The following is a 17,000-nucleotide window of genomic DNA, read 5'->3' on the forward strand; positions in this document are numbered from 1 at the left end:
GGGCGTTGTTCAGAACGTAGGTGTAGTTGCCGTTGGCGTCCAGGGTGAGCGTGCCGTACAAGCCCGCCTTGTCCGTCTGCGGGAGAAAAGTCAGCACATCGTGCAGATCCACATCCACGGGCACGGGCAGCGTGCCGCTGACACTGGCCGTGCCTTCGGCGATTACGGTTGCGGCCGCGCCCACGCTGGGCAGATCGTTGGTGCCGTTGATGGTCAGGGTCAGGGTATTGGAGATCGTGCCGCCGTGCCCGTCGGAAACCGTGAAGCTGAAGGTGTCGGTGAGCTTTTCACCCACGCCCAGACCCTGCACCGCGGGCAGCGCATTATTCAGAATGTAGGTGTAGTTGCCCGAGGCATCCACTGTGAGCGTGCCGTACAGGCCTGTTGTGCCTGCCTGAGGAAGGAAGGCCAGCACGTCGTGCACGTCCACATCCACGGGCACGGGCAGCGTGCCGCTGACGCTGACCGCATCCTCGGCGATCACGGCCGTGGCCGCGCCGACCGTGGGGATGTCGTTGGTGCCGTTGATGGTCAGGGTCAGGGTATTGGAAACCGTGCCGCCGTGCCCATCCGACACCGTAAAGCTGAAGGTGTCGGTGAGTTTTTCACCCACGCCCAGGCCCTGCACCGCGGGCAGCGCATTGTTCAGAACGTAGGTGTAATTGCCCGAAGCGTCCAGGGTAAGCGTGCCGTACAGGCCCGCCTTGTCCGTCTGCGGGAGAAAGGCCAGCACGTCATGCACATCCACGTCCACGGGCACGGGCAACGTGCCGCTGACAGAGACCGCATCCTCGGCGATCACGGCCGTGGCCGCGCCGACCGTGGGTATGTCGTTGGTGCCGTCAATAGTCAGGGTCAGGGTGTTGGAGACCGTGCCGCCGTGGCCGTCCGACACGGTAAAGGTGAAGGTGTCGGTAAGATGTTCCCCGACGCCCAAGGCCTGTACCGCGGGCAGCGCATTGTTCAGGATATAGGTATAATTGCCGTTGGCGTCCACTGTGAGCTTGCCGTACAGACCCACTGTGCCCGCCTGCGGGAGAAAAGTCAGCACATCGTGCAGATCCACATCCGTGGGCACGGGCAGCGCGCCGCTGACAGAGACCGCATCCTCGGCGATCACGGCTGCGGCCACGCCGACCGTGGGGATGTCGTTGGTGCCGTTGATGGTCACGGTCAGGGTACTGGAGACCGTGCCGCCAAGCCCGTTGGAAACCGTAAAGGTGAAGGTGTCGGTGAGATGTTCCCCGACGCCCAGGCCCTGCACTGCCGACAGCGCATTGTTCAGGGTATAGACGTAGCTGCCCGAGGCATTCACCGTGAGCGTGCCGTAGAGCCCCACTGTGGCAGTCTGGGGCAAATAGCTTATGACATCGAGCAGACCGGTGTTTGTCGGCGAGGGCAACAGGCCGGAAACATTGATGCTGTCCTCGGCGATCACATTCACGGCCGCTTCCACGCTGAGGCTGCCGCCGCCCCCGGAGATCGTGATGGTCAGGGTATTGGAGGCTGTGCCCCCATGCCCGTCCGTCGCGGTATAGGTGAATGTTTCGGTAAGATGTTGGTTGAGCAGCAAATTGATCACGGCGAGCAGACCGGTATTCAGCGTATACACATAGGAACCGTCGGCGTTGAGGGTCAACCTGCCGTAGCTGCCGAGCTCATTGGTTTTAGGAATGAAGGTCACGGTGTCGCTGATATCCGGGTCCGTGGGAGTGACGAGATGACCCGAGTAGGGAACATCCGTCTTGGCAATCGAGGCTGTGGAGGCCCCCACCGAAGGCGCGTCATTAGTGCCGTTGATGGTCAGGGTCAGGGTGTTCGAGGCCGTGCCGCCGTGACCGTCCGAGACAGTAAAGGTAAAGGTATCGGTGAGCTTGTCGCCCACGCCCAGGCCCTGCACCGCGGGCAGTGCGTTGTTCAGGGTGTAGCTGTAATTGCCTGAGGCATCTACGCTGAGCGTGCCGTAGAGGCCCGCCGTATTGGTTTGCGGCACGAAGCTCGCTACATCGTGTAGATCCGGGTCCGCCGGAGTGGGCAGCGTGCCGCTGACAGTGGCCGTATCCTCAAAGATGGAGTTGACGGCAGCGGACACCGTGGGCGCGTCATTGGTGCCGTTAATGGTTACGATCAAGGTGTTTGAGGCTGTGGCTCCGTGATTGTCGGTCACCGTGAAGGTAAAGCTGTCGGTCAGGCTCTCCCCCACTCCCAGGCCCTGCACCGCGGGCAGCGCGTTATTCAGGGTATAGGTATAATTGCCCGAGGCATCCACGGTAAAAGTGCCGTAGAGCCCGGCCGCGTTTGCCTGCGGGGCGAAACTCACCACATCATGCAGATCCGGGTCCACCGGCGTAGGCAGCGTGCCGCTGACCACAGGCGTATCCTCGGCGATGGAAGCCGTGGCCGCGGCCACGGTGGGCGTGTCGTTGCTGCCGTTGATGCTCATGGTCACGACCGTGGAGGACGTGCCGCCGTGGTTGTCCGACACCGTAACCGTAAAGGTATCGGTCAGGCTTTCACCCGCGCCCAGGCCCTTTACCGCGGGCAGTGAGGTATTCAACGTATAGGTATAGTTGCCGTCGGCATCCACGCTGAACGTGCCGTAGCTGCCCGGCGCATTGCTCAATGGCGTGAAGCTGACCACATCGTGCACATCCGCATCCGTGGGCGTGGGCAACGTGCCGCTGGTAACGGCACTGCCTTCGGCGATGTTCACGGTTGTGGCGGCCAGCACGGGTATGTCGTTGGTACCGCTGATGGTCACGGTCAGGGTGTTGGTGGTAGTGGCGCCGTGATTGTCGGTCACCGTAAAGGTGAAGCTGTCGGTGAGGATTTCGCCCACACCCAGGCCTTGCACCGCGGGCAGCGCATTATTCAGGGTATAGGTATAATTGCCCGAGGCATCCAGGTTGAGCGTGCCGTAGCTCCCAAGCGCATTGGCCTGCGGGCTGAAGGTCACTGTATCATGGATATCCGGGTCCACAGGCGCGGGCAACGTGCCGCTGACGCCGGCCATATCCTCGGCGATGGAAGCCGTGGCCGCGGCCACGGAGGGTGCGTCATTGCTGCCGTTGATGCTCATGGTCACGACCGTGGAAGACGTGCCGCCATGGTTGTCCGACACTGCAACAACGAATGTGTCGGTCAGGCTTTCGCCCGCGCCCAGGCCCTTTACCGCGGGCAGTGAGGTATCCAGCGCATAGGTATAGTTGCCGTCGCCATCCACGCTGAACGTGCCGTAGCTGCCCGGAGCATTGCTCTGGGGCGTGAAACTGATCACATCGTGCACATCCGCATCCGTGGGCGTGGGCAACGTGCCGCTGGTAACGGCGCTGCCTTCGGCGATGTTCACGGTTGTGGCGGCCAGCACGGGCGCGTCGTTGGTGCCGTTGATGGTCACGGTCAGAGTACTGGTGGCTGTGGCGCCGTGATTGTCGGTCACCGTGAAGGTGAACGTCTCGGTAAGGCTCTCCCCTACTCCCAAGCCCTGCACCGCGGGCAAGGCATTGTTCAGGGTATAGGTATAGTTACCGGAAGCATCAAGGTTGAGCGTGCCGTAGCTCCCAAGCGCATTGGCCTGCGGGCTGAAGGTCACTGTATCATGGATATCCGCGTCCATGGGCGCGGGCAGCGTGCCGCTGACCGTTGGCGTATCCTCGGCAATGACGGCCGTGGCAGCGGTCACAACGGGCGCGTCATTGCTGCCGTTGATGCTCATGGTCACGACCGTGGAAGATGTGCCGCCATGGTTATCCGACACTGTAACAACAAAGGTGTCGGTCAGGCTTTCGCCCAGACCCAGGCCCTGTACCGCGGGCAGTGAGGTATTCAACACATAGGTATAGTTGCCGTCGGTATCCACGCTGAACGTGCCGTAACTGCCCGACGCATTGCTCAATGGCGTGAAGCTGACCACATCGTGCACATCCGCATCTGTGGGCATGGGCAGCGTGCCGCTGGTGACGGCGCTGTCTTCGGCGACATTCACGGTTGCGGCGGCCAGCACGGGCGCGTCGTTGGTGCCGTTGATGGTCACGGTCAGAGTACTGGTGGCCGTGGCGCCGTGATTGTCGGTCACCGTGAAGGTGAAGCTGTCGGTGAGGCTTTCCCCCACGCCTAGTCCTTGCACTGCGGGCAGGGCATTGTTCAGGGTATAGGTATAATTGCCGTCGGCGTCCACGCTGAGCGTGCCGTAGCTGCCCGCCGCGTTTGTCTGCGGAACGAAGCTCACCACATCGTTCAGATCCGGGTCCGCCGGAGTGGGCAACGCTCCGCTGATGCCGGCCGTATCTTCAACAATGGAAGCCGTGGCCGCTGTTACAGCAGGCGCGTCGTTCGTGCCGTTGATGGTCACGGCCAGGGTGTTGGAGGCTGTGGCTCCGTGATTGTCGGTCACCGTGAAGGTGAAGCTGTCAGTCAGGCTCTCCCCCACTCCCAGGCCCTGTACCGCGGGAAGCGCATTATTCAGCGTGTAGGTGTAGTTGCCGGCGGCGTCCACGCTGAGCGTGCCGTAGAGGCCCGCCGTATTTGTCTGCGGAACAAAACTCACCACATCATGCAGATCCGGGTCCGCCGGGGCAGGCAGTGCACCGCTGACCGTAGGCGTGTCCTCGGCAATGGCGGTTACGGCCGCGGCCACGGTGGGCGCGTCATTGCTGCCGTTGATGCTCATGGTCACGACCGTGGAAGACGAGCCGCCGTGGTTGTCCGATACCGTAACCGTAAAACTGTCGGTGAGGCTTTCGCCAGCGCCCAGGCCCTGCACCGCGGGCAGAGAGGTATTCAGCGTATAGGTATAGTTGCCGTTCGCATCCACACTGAACGTGCCGTAGCTGCCCGCCGCATTGCTCAATGGCGTGAAGCTGAGCACATCGTGCACGTCCACGTCCGTGGGCGTGGGCAGGGTTCCGTTGGTAATGGTGCTGCCTTCGGCAATATTCACGGTTGTGGCGGCCAGCACGGGCGCGTCGTTGGTGCCGTTGATGGTCACAGCCAGGGTGTTGGAGGCTGTGGTTCCGTGATTGTCGGTCACCGTGAAGGTGAAGGTCTCGCTCAGGCTTTCGCCAACGCCCAGGCCCTGTACCGCGGGAAGCGCATTATTCAGCGTGTAGGTGTAGTTGCCGGCGGCGTCCACGCTGAGCGTGCCGTAGAGGCCCGCCGTATTTGTCTGCGGAACAAAACTCACCACATCATGCAGATCCGGGTCCGCCGGGGCAGGCAGTGCACCGCTGACCGTAGGCGTGTCCTCGGCAATGGCGGTTACGGCCGCGGCCACGGTGGGCGCGTCATTGCTGCCGTTGATGCTCATGGTCACGACCGTGGAAGACGAGCCGCCGTGGTTGTCCGATACCGTAACCGTAAAACTGTCGGTGAGGCTTTCGCCCGCGCCTAGGTCCTGCACCGCGGGCAGAGAGGTATTCAGCGTATAGGTATAGTTGCCGTCGGCATCCACACTGAACGTGCCGTAGCTGCCCGCCGCATTGCTCAATGGCATGAAGCTGACCACATCGTGCACGTCCACGTCCGTGGGCGTGGGCAAGGTGCCGCTGGTAACGACGCTTCCTTCGGCGACGTCCACGGTTGTGGCGGCCAGCACGGGCGCGTCGTTGGTACCGTTGATGGTCACGGTCAGGGTATTGGTGGCCGTGGAGCCGTGATTGTCGGTCACCGTGTAGGTGAAGCTGTCGGTGAGGCTTTCGCCCACGCCCAGGCCTTGCACCACGGGCAGGGAATTGTTCAGGATATAGGTATAGTTGCCGTTGGCGTCCAGGCTGAGCGTGCCGTAGCTGCCGGATGCATTGGTCTGGGGCGTGAAACTGACCAGATCATGGATATCCGCGTCCACGGGCATGGGCAGCGTGCCGCTGACCGTTGGCGTATCCTCGGCAATGACGGCCGTGGCAGCGGCCACGGTGGGCGCGTCATTGCTGCCGTTGATGCTCATGGTCACGACCGTGGAAGACGAGTCGCCGTGGTTGTCCGAGACTGTGACCGTGAACGTGTCGGTCAGGCTTTCGCCAGCGCCCAGGCCCTGCACCGCGGGCAGAGAGGTATTCAGCGTATAGGTATAGTTGCCGTTCGCATCCACGCTGAACGTTCCGTAGCTGCCCGGAGCGTTGCTCTGGGGCGTAAAACTGACCACATCGTGCACATCCGCATCCGTGGGCATGGGCAGCGTGCCGCTGGTAACGGCGCTGTCTTCGGCGACATTCACGGTTGCGGCGGCCAGCACCGGCGCATCATTGCTGCCGTTGATGGTCACGGTCAGGCTACTGGAGGCCGTGCCGCCATGCCCGTCGGTCACCGTGAACGTAAAGGTATCGGTGAGGCTTTCGCCCACCCCCAGGCCCTGCACCGCGGGCGAGGCATTATTCAGGCTATATGTATAGTTGCCCGAGGCATCCAATGTGAGCGTGCCATAGAGCCCGGCCGAACCTGCCTGCGGCACAAAACTCACTGCATCGTGCAGATCCGGGTCCGTAGGCGCGGGCAGCGTGCCGTTGATGTTGGCCGTATCCTCAACAATGGAAGCCGTGGCCGCGGTGACGACAGGCGCGTCGTTGCTGCCGTTGATGGTCACGGTCAGGGTATTGGAGCCCGTGCCCCCCGCCCGTCGGATACCGTGAAGGTAAAGGTATCGGTGAGGCTTTCGCCCGCACCCAGGCCCTGCACCGCGGGCAGCGCATTGTTCAGCGTATAGGTATAGTGGCCGTCGGCATCCACGCTGAACGTGCCGTAACTGCCCGGCGCATTGGTCTGAGGCGTGAAGCTGACCGTATCATGAACATCCACATCCGTGGGCATGGGCAAGATGCCGCTGACGCCGGCCGTATCCTCGGCAATGGCGGTTGTGGCAGCGGCCACGATGGGCGCGTCGTTTGTCCCGTTGATGGTCACGGTCAGGGTATTGGTGGCCGTGCCGCCGTGTCCGTCGGACACCGTAAAGGGGAAAGTGTCGGTGAGGTTTTCCCCCACGCCCAGGCCCTGCACCGCGGGCGAGGCATTGTTCAGGGTATAGGTATAGTTGCCGTCGGCGTCCACGTTGAGCGTGCCGTAGAGACCCGCGGTATTGGTCTGCGGAGTGAAGGTCACTGTATCATGGACATCCACATCCACGGGCGTGGGCAGCATGCCGCTGATGCCGGCCGTATCCTCGGCAATGGAGGCCGCTGCCGCGCTCACTGTGGGTAGATCATTGGTTCCGTTGATGGTCACGGTCAGGGTATTGGAAGTTGTGGCGCCGTGATTGTCCGTCACTGTAAAGGTGAAGGTGTCGGTCAGGCTCTCGCCCACGCCCAAGGCCTGCACTGCGGGCAGGCTGTTGTTCAAGGTATAGGTATAGTTGCCCGAAGCATCCACGCTGAGCGTGCCGTAACCGCCCGGCGCATTGGTCTGTGGAACGAAACTGACCACATCGTGCAGATCCGGATCGACCGGGACAGGCAACGTACCGCTGACGCTGGCCGTATCCTCGTCAATGGCAGTCGCGGCCGCAGAAACAGTGGGCGCGTCGTTACTGCCGTTGATGCTCACGGTGATCACCGTGGAAGACGAACCACCGTGATTGTCCGAGACCGTAACAGTAAAACTGTCAGTCAGGCTTTCGCCCGCGCCCAGGCCCTGTACTGTGGGCAGAGAAGTATTCAGCACATATGTATAATTGCCGTTGGCGTCCACGCTGAAGGTGCCGTAATTGCCCGGGGCATTGGTCAACGGCGCGAAACTGACCGTATCATGCACATCCACATCCGTGGGCATGGGCAACGTGCCGGTGGTGACGGCGCTGTCTTCGGCGACGTTCACGGTAGTGGCGGCCAGCACCGGCGCGTCATTGCTGCCGTTGATGGTCACGGTCAGGGTATTGGAGGACGTGCCGCCATGCCCGTCGGTGGCTGTGAAGGTGAAGGTCTCGGTCAGGCTTTCGCCCACGCCCAAGCCCTGTACTGCGGGCAGGCTGTTGTTCAGGGTATAGGTATAGTTGCCCGAAGCATCCAGTGTGAGCGTGCCGTACAGGCCCGCCGTGTTTGTCTGGGGAATGAACGTCGCAACATCATGCAGATCCGGATCAACCGCCGGGGGCAACGTGCCGCTGATGCCGGCCGTATCCTCAACAATAGAAGCCGTGGCTGCGGTGACCACAGGCGCGTCGTTACTGCCGTCGATAGTCACGGTCAGGGTGTTGGAGGCCGTGCCGCCGCGCCCGTCGGATACCGTGAAGGTGAAGGTCTCGGTCAGGCTTTCGCCCGCGCCCAGGCCCTGCACCGCGGGCAGGCTGTTATTCAAGGTATAGGTATAGTTGCCCGAGGCATCCACGCTGAATGTGCCGTAGAGCCCGGCGGTGCCCGCTTGCGGAACGAACGTCACAACGTCATGCGGGTCCGGGTCCCCAGGCGTGGGCAGCACCCCTGTGACGCTGGGCGTATCCTCGCCAATGGAAGCCAGAGCGGCAGCCACGGTGGGCGCGTCATTGCTGCTGCCGTTGATGCTCACGGTGATTACCGTGGAAGATGAGGCGCCGTGATTGTCGGTCACCGTGACTGTGAATGTGTCGGTCAGGCTGTCCGCGGGTCCTAAGCCCTGCACTGCGGGCAGCGAGGTATTCAGGACATAGGTATAGTTGCCGTTGGCGTCCACACTGAACGTGCCGTAACTGCCCGGCGCATTGGTCAAGGGCGTGAAGCTGACCGTATCATGCACATCCACGTCCGTGGGCGTGGGCAATGTGCCGTTGGTGATGACATCGTCTTTGTCAACGCCCACGACTGTGGCGGCCAGCACAGGCGCGTCGTTACTGCCGTTGATGGTCACGGTCAGGGTGCTTGAGGATGTGCCGCCGTGCCCGTCGGAGGCTGTGAATGTGAACGTGTCAGTCAGACTCTCGCCCACGCCCAGGCCCTGCACAGCGGACAGGCTGTTGTTCAGGGTATAAGTATAGTTGCCCGAGGCGTCCAAGGTGAGCGTGCCATAGAGCCCGACCGTGTTTGTCTGCGGAAGGTAACTCGCGACATCGTGCAGATCCGGGTCAACCGGCGCGGGCAGCGTACCGCTGACGCTGGCCGTATCTTCAAAAATGGAAGTCGCGACCGCAGACACGATGGGCGCGTCATTGCTGCCGTTAATGTTCACGGTCACAACCGCGGAAGACGTGCCGCCGTGGTTATCAGTCACCGTTACCGTAAAGGTGTCTGTCAGGTTTTCGCCCGCGCCTAAGCCCTGCACAGCGGGCAGCGTATTGTTCAGAACATAAGTATAGTTGCCGTTGGCGTCCACGCTGAGCGTGCCGTACAGGCCCGCTGTATTTGTCTGCGGCACGAAACTCACCACATCATGCACATCAACGTCTGTGGGAGTGGGCAAGATGCCGCTGGTAATGTTGCTGTCTTCGGAGACGTTCACGGTGGTGGCTGCAAGCACCGGCGCATCGTTGGTGCCGGTGATGGTCACGGTCAAAGTATTGTTGGCCGTGCCGCCGTGATTGTCGGTCACCGTAAAGGTGAAGGTGTCGGTCAGACTCTCACCCACGCCCAGACCCTGCACCGCAGACAAGGCATTATTCAAAATATAGATATAGTTGCCGTTGGCGTCCACGCTGAGCGTGCCATACAGGCCCGCCGCATTGGCCTTGGCGATGAACGATAAAATATCTCCGGCATTCGGATCCGTGGGCGAGGGCAATGCGCCGCTGACGCTGATCGTATCTTCGGCAATAGTTACCGTAGCTGAAGCCACACTGGGATTGCTGTTGCCGGTTCCGCCGGTTCCTCCCGATCCGTTCCCGCCTGTGCCGCCGGTTCCGCCCGAGCCGCCGTGGCCTGAGCCGCCGCTTCCTCCATTGCCGCCTTGGCTTCCGCCGGGGCTGCCGCTGCCGCTCCCGTTTGAACCGCTGCCTGCGGTATCCGTACCGCCAAGCACTCCGCCCCGCTCCGCCGCAAAATCGTCCTGCCTGCCCTCTCTGCTGCCTAAGGGCTTATTCGTATCGGATTCAGTCTCATGATCGTCAAGAGCGCTGAGCTCGGAAATTCCCTTGCTCAGCTCGCTCTCGGAATATTCGTGATACGCGCTGTTTCTGGCCTGGACCACGCCTGCCTGCGGCATGTCGTCCTCGCCCAGCGCGTCGAAAAAGGCCTGATGGGTCATTTCCCGGCCGTCCACCACAATGGCGGGCGGACCCTCGTCCCGCGGCGCGCCGTCTGCCGGAGCATTTTGCGGCACATCCTCGGGCACGTTCTGAGGCGCATGATAGTCCTTGAGCACGAGCCGGGTTCCGTCAATACGGGAGAAAACCAGATCATTGCCTTCCCTTCCCGCGAAGACGCCGCGGGTGGGAAAATCCAACACCATCCGCGATTGTGGTGAAAACCCTGCGAGAACCGTTTTTTGTCCTGCCGCCGGCAGATGCAATATATGTGTTGTAGGCATGACAGCGCCTTATGGTAAAATTATTAACGTTCTCTCAGGGCATTCTGACGTGCCTTGAGAATAGGTTTCAGCAAATAATCAAGAATGGATTTCTTGCCCGAGATAATATCCACGCTCGCCACCATGCCGGGAATAATCGGCAACTGCTCGTTGCGGTAGTTGATGGCGTTCTTTTGAGTGCGTAATTTGACGAGATAGTAGTACTCGCCTTTCCTGTCTTCGATGGTGTCGGCGCTGATCTGCTCCACACGCGCTTCAAGGCCGCCGTAAATGGAAAAATCATAGGCCGAAATTTTGACCATGGCTTTCTGATCGGCATGGATAAAGGCAATATCCGCCGGGCGGATACGCGCCTCCACCAACAACGTGTCGTCCAGAGGCACCACTTCCATAACCGGGTCGCCGGGGCGCACCACGCCGCCCAGAGTATTGACGACCACCCGCTTGACCGTGCCGCGTACCGGCGAGCGCAGCTCCGTGCGCGTTACCCGGTCGCCTCCGGCGGAAAGCACTTCCTGCAGGGAGGTCAGCTCCGTGCGGCGTTTGTTGATTTCCTCGGAAATCTGCGCCTCCATCTCGGCCTTGCGCAGGGCGAGCTTGCGCCGGGCCTCCTCGGCCGCTTCTTTCGCTTTGGACATGGTGGAGGAAAGAGCTTCGATATCCCCGCCCAAGGTCACCACCCTCTGCTCCAGATCCAGATAATCCACCTTGGAAAAGAGCTTACGGTCCACCAGAGGCTTGGCGATGTCGCGGCGTTCTTCGGCCAGAGCGAGGGTTTTCTCCAATTGCACCTTACGGCCCTGCTGCTCATCCACGTCTTCCAGGCGTTGCTTGTACTGTGACTCCAGCAATTGCGCTTCCGAAATGAACTTGTCGCGGCGGGTCTGGAACATTTCTTCCTGGTCGCTCACGATCTGCGGCGCTTTCTCCCTCAGTTCCGCGCTGAACACGGGTTCTGTTCCGTTTTTTTCAGCCTCCAGGCGGACCAGGGCCACCTGATTTTCAAGGGCCTTGTTCATGGCTTCGCGATACTGGCTGGCCGCGCCCAGATTGTCCAGACGGGCCAGGAGCTGGTTTTTCTCCACCACATCGCCTTCCCTGACCAGGATCTCGCGCAGGATGCCGCCTTCCAGGTTCTGGATGACCTGGGTGCGCTGCGCGGCCACCACCTGCCCCTGGCCGTGCGTCACCTCGTCCAGTTCCGCCCAGGCCGCCCAGGCAACCAGAAGGGCAACCAAGCCAACCGTGCCCAGTGAAAGAAAAACCGCTCCGATCCCGCCCCGGCGCTGCAGGGCCGCGTCCACCCGGTTCATATAGGGCAGGTCTTCCTGTTTGCCGCCCAGGCCCGCCCGGCTTCGGAAAGAGTGCAGGAGCTTTTTCATGCCTGGCCTCCGGCGGCCGGGGAAAGCGGCTGCCCGCTTTCCGGCTTCGGGACGGGCGGCGGCCCGTTCAGGGCCCGCAAAACAGCCTCGCGGGGCCCGTCGGCAATAATTTTTCCGTCTTCAACGACGATCAGCCTGTCCACCAGGTCCAACAGGCCGGGCCGGTGGGTGATGAGCACCAGGGTCTTGTTGGCTGTGATTTTCGCCAGGCGGTCCCGGATCAGCCGTTCCGTGCCCTTGTCCATATTGCTGGTGGGCTCGTCGAGGATCAGCACTTCCGGATCATGCAGCAGGGCCCTGGCCAGGGCCACGGACTGGCGCTGCCCGCCGGAAAGGGACATGCCCCGCTCCCCGACCTGGGCGCCCAGGCCGCCGGGCAGAGCGCGGATGAAATCCGAAGCTCCGGCCAGATACGCGGCCCGCAGCACCATCTGATCCTCAATGCCGGGATCGTCGAGGGCGATATTGTCGCGGATATTGCCGTAAAAGAGCGTCACATCCTGGGGGAGAAAACCGATGCGCCCCCGCAGGTTGGCCGGGTCCATCTGGCGGATGTCCACGCCGCCGTAACGCACCGTCCCGGCCTGGAGCGCATAGAGCCCGGCCATGAGGCGACCCAGGGTGGACTTGCCCGACCCCATTCTGCCGACAATGCCCACCTTCTCATGGGGCCGGATGCTGAAGGAAATATCCTCAAGCGCCTTTTTCTTGGCGTTGGGATAGCTGAATTCCGCGTTTTCAAAGGAAAAGGCCGGCTGCAACAGGCCGAAGTCCACATGCTCCTCGTTCCCGTCGTCCTCAGTGGGCAGTTCCATGATGGTATTCAGGGCGCTCAGGGACAGGCGCGACTGCTGCAGGCGCGAGATCATGCCCGCCAGCTGCATGAGCGGAGCCATGGCCCTGCCCGCGAGGATATTACAGGCAATGAGCCCGCCCATGGTCAGGGAACCGGCCATGATCAGATACACGCCCCAGACGATGACCCCCACGGAAACCAGCTGGCTGATGCCGCCGGACACGCTCAGCGTCAGCGTGGCATAGCGGCGGGACTGGCGCGTGGTTTCGGCGGACATGTCCGAAAGCTGTTCCCAGAGATACAGCAGGCGGCTTTCCGCACCGGTGATCTTGACGGTTTCCAGGCCGTGGACGACCTCCACCAGAAGCGCGTGCTTCTGCATATTCAAAAGGTAATTCTGAGCCGCCGAACGCCGGGCCGCCAGTTGCAGCAGCAGCCCGAGGCCGATCATCAGGGGCACGGCCGCCAGAGGCACGATGACAAGCGGCCCTCCGATAAAGGCGATGAGCCAGAGAAAAATGACCAGAAACGGCATGTCCGCGAGGGCCACCAGGCTGCCGGAGCTGAAAAACTCACGCAGGGCCTCGAACCCGCTCAGATTGTTGACGAGCCCGCCCGTGGAATCGGGTTTGGCCTCCATGCGCAGGCTGAGCACCTTGCTCATCAGCTTGCTGGAAAGCACCACGTCCGCGTTGCGTCCCGCCATATCCACGAAATAGCCGCGCACATTGCGCAGGATGAAGTCCACCAGGTAGGCGAAAAGCACGCCCGTGGCCAGAACCCAGAGCGTTTCCACGGCCTGGTTGGGCACCACCCGGTCATAGACGTTCATGGCGAACAGGGAGCTGGCCACGCCCAGCAGGTTGATGATCACGGTGGCGATGATGACGTGCTTATACAGGGGCAGGTAGTGGGCGATGACGTCCCAGAACCAGCGTCTGGTCACGGGCAGGCGCAGATTGGCGCGGGCGTCCAGCCGCCCGGCGAGGCTGCCGAAGGCCGTGTAGCCCGTATATTCCACCTCAAGGTCGGCCAGGGGCACGCGCTTGGCATGTTCGCCCTCTTCGGGCAGGACCACTTCCGCCGTCTCCGCGTCGCGGCTCAGAAGCACGCAACTGCGGCCGCCGGCCAGCAGCAGAATGCAGGGCAGCACCAGAGAGGAAATATCACTCAGGGATTTGCGGTGAACAATGCGGCCGTCTAGCCCCCAACGCCGGGCCGCGCGCAGGCAGGCTTCCGGCGAGTTGACGCTGGGACCGCCCAGAATGCCGCTCAGCAGCAAGGGCATGGAGACGGGACGGCCCAAAAGGCGCAGCAATGTGCCCAAGGAACGGGCGAACGGCGGAACATGGTCCGCACTTTCAGGAATAGTTCCTGGCAGGATGTCCTGATCAGCCCCAGCCAAGAGACTTGTTGTCTGGCTCATGCGCGCTCAATAGAAACACCCTGCCCTCTACCCCATTAGGAAATTCTATACTCTATGGGACCGATACGCAAGCATCCCTGACGAGAACGGTAAAAAGTTCTTTCCCTTTTGCGCAGCTTTTTGAAGATATCTACCGCCTTCGGACGGGATTTAATCTTAGTAAAAAAATCAGTTGCCAGATTGACACCATGAAGAGAATAGGCATAAGCCGATATACGTTGCTGTAATATGGTATTTACAGCGTCTGGACTTCACACTTCAAAAATCCCTCGGCACGCCTTCCAAAAGCCTCTGTTCGGATTTCCCCAAGCCTAAAGTTCAGCGCCTTCCCTACCAAAAATCAGCAAGAGACAAGAAAATAGGCGCCCGGCCCTTTGCGGTTGTGGCGCTGTCTCCGCAACTCTATTGCGTAGTTCCGAGTTGTTGCAAGGTGGTTTGTTTTTCGAGGGGTGACGTTAACCCCAATATATGGAGTCATGTATGTCGAAAGATACGCTTGAAAGATCTCGCAGAGATTTTCTGATAAAGAGCATAGCCGTTGCTCCCGTTCTGGCGCTTGGCGGCATTGCGCTTGACGCCAGGGCCGCGTCCTCATCGCAGGCCGTGGCAGAGAGCGCGGGCGGCTATCAGCCGACGTTCTTTAACCAAGAGGAATTTGAATTCATCAAGGCGGCTGTCGCTCGGCTTATACCCGAGGACACGCTGGGCCCCGGCGCGCTGGAAGCCGGTGTTCCGGAATTTATTGACCGCCAGATGCAGACGCCGTATGGCGTCGGCGCCAAAATGTATATGCAGGGCCCCTTCCAGCCGGATGCATCCCCGGATCTCGGCTACCAGCTGCCGCTCACGCCACAGGAGATTTACCGCCTCGGCATTGCGGAAGCGAACAATTTCGCTCGCAAAAGACACAATGCACCCTTCAACAAAGTATCAGCCGCACAGCAGGATGCCCTGCTTGAGCAGATGGAATCAGGAAAGGCGGAGTTTGAAAAACTGCCTTCCAACGTCTTTTTTGCCGCCCTGCTCCAGAACACCCGCGAAGGTTTCTTCAGTGATCCCGTCCATGGGGGCAATCAGCGGTTGACCGGCTGGAAGCTCATCGGTTTTCCCGGGGCAAGGGCCGACTTTATGGATTGGGTGGAAAGAAACGAGAAATATCCTTTCCCGCCGGTGTCCATCAGCGGAGAAAGGGGGTAGGTTATGGCAAAAGTAATGAAAAAAGTGGATGCTGTTGTGATCGGCTTTGGCTGGACCGGAGCCATTATGTCCAAAGAGCTGATCGAAGCCGGACTGAGCGTGGTCGCCCTTGAGCGGGGACCGGCCCATGATACCTATCCCCTGGGTTCCTATCCCCAGAGCATTGACGAGCTGACCTATAACACTCGTCATAAAATATTTCAGAACCTTTCCAAGAGTACAGTAACATTCAGGCATGCCAAGGATCAGACAGCCGTGCCGTACCGCAAACTCGCGGCATTTTTGCCCGGGACAGGCACCGGCGGCGCGGGGCTGCACTGGTCGGGCGTCCATTTTCGCGTCGCCCCCATGGAATTGCGCATGCGCAGCCATTATGAGGAACGCTACGGCAAAGACTTCATCCCTGAAGGAATGACCATTCAGGATTTCGGCGTCACCTACGACGAGCTGGAGCCTTTTTTCGACAAGGCGGAAAAGGTCTTCGGAACATCCGGCACAGCCTGGAGCGTCAACGGTAAAATCGTCGGCAAGGGCAAGGGCGGCAACTTCTTCGCTCCGGATCGCTCAAATCCCTTTCCGCTCCCGGCGCAAAAGCGCACCTATTCGGCCCGGCTCTATTACAAGGCGGCTGAATCCGCCGGCTTTCATCCCTATGACCTGCCTTCGGCCAACACCTCGCAAACCTATACCAATACCTACGGCGCCCAGATGGGGCCGTGCAATTTCTGCGGCTTTTGCAGCGGGTACGCCTGTTACATGTACTCCAAGGCGTCTCCCAATGTGAACATCCTGCCCGCGTTGCGCCGGGAACCGGGGTTCGAGCTGCGCAACGACTCCTGGGTTCTCAAGGTCAACCTCAGCAAAGACAAAAAAACGGCCACGGGCGTCACCTATGTGGACTCACAGGGCAACGAGGTCGAACAGCCCGCGGATATCGTCGTCATTTCGGCTTTCCAGTTCCATAACGTGCACCTGATGCTGTTGTCCGGCATCGGCAAGCCGTATGATCCCGCCACCAATACGGGCGTCGTGGGCCGGAACTTTTCGTATCAGAACATGACCACCATAAAAGCCTTCTTTGACAAGAATGTTCATACCAATCCCTTTATCGGCGCGGGCGGCGCGGGTGTCGCCATAGACGACTTCAACGCCGACAACTTCGACCACGCCCCGTACGGCTTTGTGGGCGGCGCGCCGTTCTGGGTAAACCAGGCCGGAACAAAGCCGATCTCCGGCCTGCCCACAGCGCCGGGCACTCCCAACTGGGGCAGCAAATGGAAAGCCGACGTGGCGGAAAACTATACCCACCATCTTTCCATGGACGTGCACGGCGCGCATCAGTCCTACAGGGTCAACTATCTGGATCTGGACCCGACGTACAAATCGGTCCATGGCCAGCCTCTCCTGCGCATGACCTTTGACTGGCAGGACAACGACATCAAAATGAACCAGTTCATGTTCAAGAAGCTGGAAATCATTGCCAGGGCGCTGCATCCCAAATTCATTACCGGCAGCCCCAAACATCCCGGAGAACATTTCAATCTCGGCACATACCAGACGACGCATTTGAACGGCGGAGCCGTCATGGGCACTGATCCGAATACCAGCGCCGTCAACCGCTTTCTGCAGAACTGGGATGTGCACAATGTTTTCGTTCCCGGCGCATCCGCTTTTCCGCAGGGCCTGGGCTATAATCCCACCGGGCTGGTGGCGGCCCTGACCTACTGGTCCGCCAAAGCCATTCGCGAAAATTATCTCAAAAAGCCCGGACCGTTGGCGTAAG

Annotated in this window: 6 protein-coding genes; 2 read left to right on the top strand and 4 right to left on the bottom strand. The window is 60.8% G+C overall.

Annotation, left to right across the window (positions count from 1 at the left end):
• The 4 genes from HMPREF1022_RS02800 to HMPREF1022_RS02815 all read right to left on the bottom strand — a co-directional run.
• Positions 1–6,577 (bottom strand): VCBS domain-containing protein (locus HMPREF1022_RS02800; RefSeq protein ID WP_009301783.1); only part of this gene is annotated, 6,577 nt, incomplete at its 3' end.
• 2 nt (positions 6,578–6,579) lie between these two features.
• On the bottom strand, positions 6,580–10,332 hold the full coding sequence (locus tag HMPREF1022_RS02805) for a VCBS domain-containing protein (RefSeq protein ID WP_232221532.1): 3,753 nt from the start codon (positions 10,330–10,332) through the stop codon (positions 6,580–6,582).
• Positions 10,333–10,439: 107 nt separating this feature from the next.
• Positions 10,440–11,798, bottom strand: a complete 1,359-nt coding sequence (locus tag HMPREF1022_RS02810) for an HlyD family type I secretion periplasmic adaptor subunit (protein ID WP_008684593.1) — start codon at positions 11,796–11,798, stop codon at positions 10,440–10,442.
• Positions 11,795–14,020: a type I secretion system permease/ATPase gene (locus tag HMPREF1022_RS02815; protein ID WP_009301785.1), complete on the bottom strand. Its 2,226-nt coding sequence runs from the start codon at positions 14,018–14,020 to the stop codon at positions 11,795–11,797. The genes HMPREF1022_RS02810 and HMPREF1022_RS02815 overlap by 4 nt, the downstream gene beginning before the upstream one ends.
• 480 nt (positions 14,021–14,500) lie before the next feature.
• On the opposite strand from HMPREF1022_RS02815, the gene HMPREF1022_RS02820 reads away from it, so the two are divergent.
• Together HMPREF1022_RS02820 and HMPREF1022_RS02825 are read left to right on the top strand one after the other, a co-directional pair.
• Complete coding sequence (locus HMPREF1022_RS02820) at positions 14,501–15,217, top strand: gluconate 2-dehydrogenase subunit 3 family protein (RefSeq protein ID WP_009301786.1); 717 nt, start codon at positions 14,501–14,503, stop codon at positions 15,215–15,217.
• Positions 15,218–15,220: 3 nt separating this feature from the next.
• Complete coding sequence (locus HMPREF1022_RS02825) at positions 15,221–16,999, top strand: GMC family oxidoreductase (RefSeq protein ID WP_009301787.1); 1,779 nt, start codon at positions 15,221–15,223, stop codon at positions 16,997–16,999.
• Position 17,000 lies beyond the last annotated feature (1 nt).

Origin of the sequence: Desulfovibrio sp. 6_1_46AFAA, from assembly GCF_000224635.1 — a bacterium.
Classification (GTDB): domain Bacteria; phylum Desulfobacterota; class Desulfovibrionia; order Desulfovibrionales; family Desulfovibrionaceae; genus Desulfovibrio; species Desulfovibrio fairfieldensis.

What these genes read in the sequence shown, in the direction of transcription:
- HMPREF1022_RS02820 (WP_009301786.1), top strand. Translation starts at nt 14,501, where the DNA reads ATGTCGAAAGATACGCTTGAAAGATCTCGCAGAGATTTTCTGATAAAG.
- HMPREF1022_RS02815 (WP_009301785.1), bottom strand. Translation starts at nt 14,020, where the DNA reads ATGAGCCAGACAACAAGTCTCTTGGCTGGGGCTGATCAGGACATCCTG.
- HMPREF1022_RS02825 (WP_009301787.1), top strand. Translation starts at nt 15,221, where the DNA reads ATGGCAAAAGTAATGAAAAAAGTGGATGCTGTTGTGATCGGCTTTGGC.
- HMPREF1022_RS02810 (WP_008684593.1), bottom strand. Translation starts at nt 11,798, where the DNA reads ATGAAAAAGCTCCTGCACTCTTTCCGAAGCCGGGCGGGCCTGGGCGGC.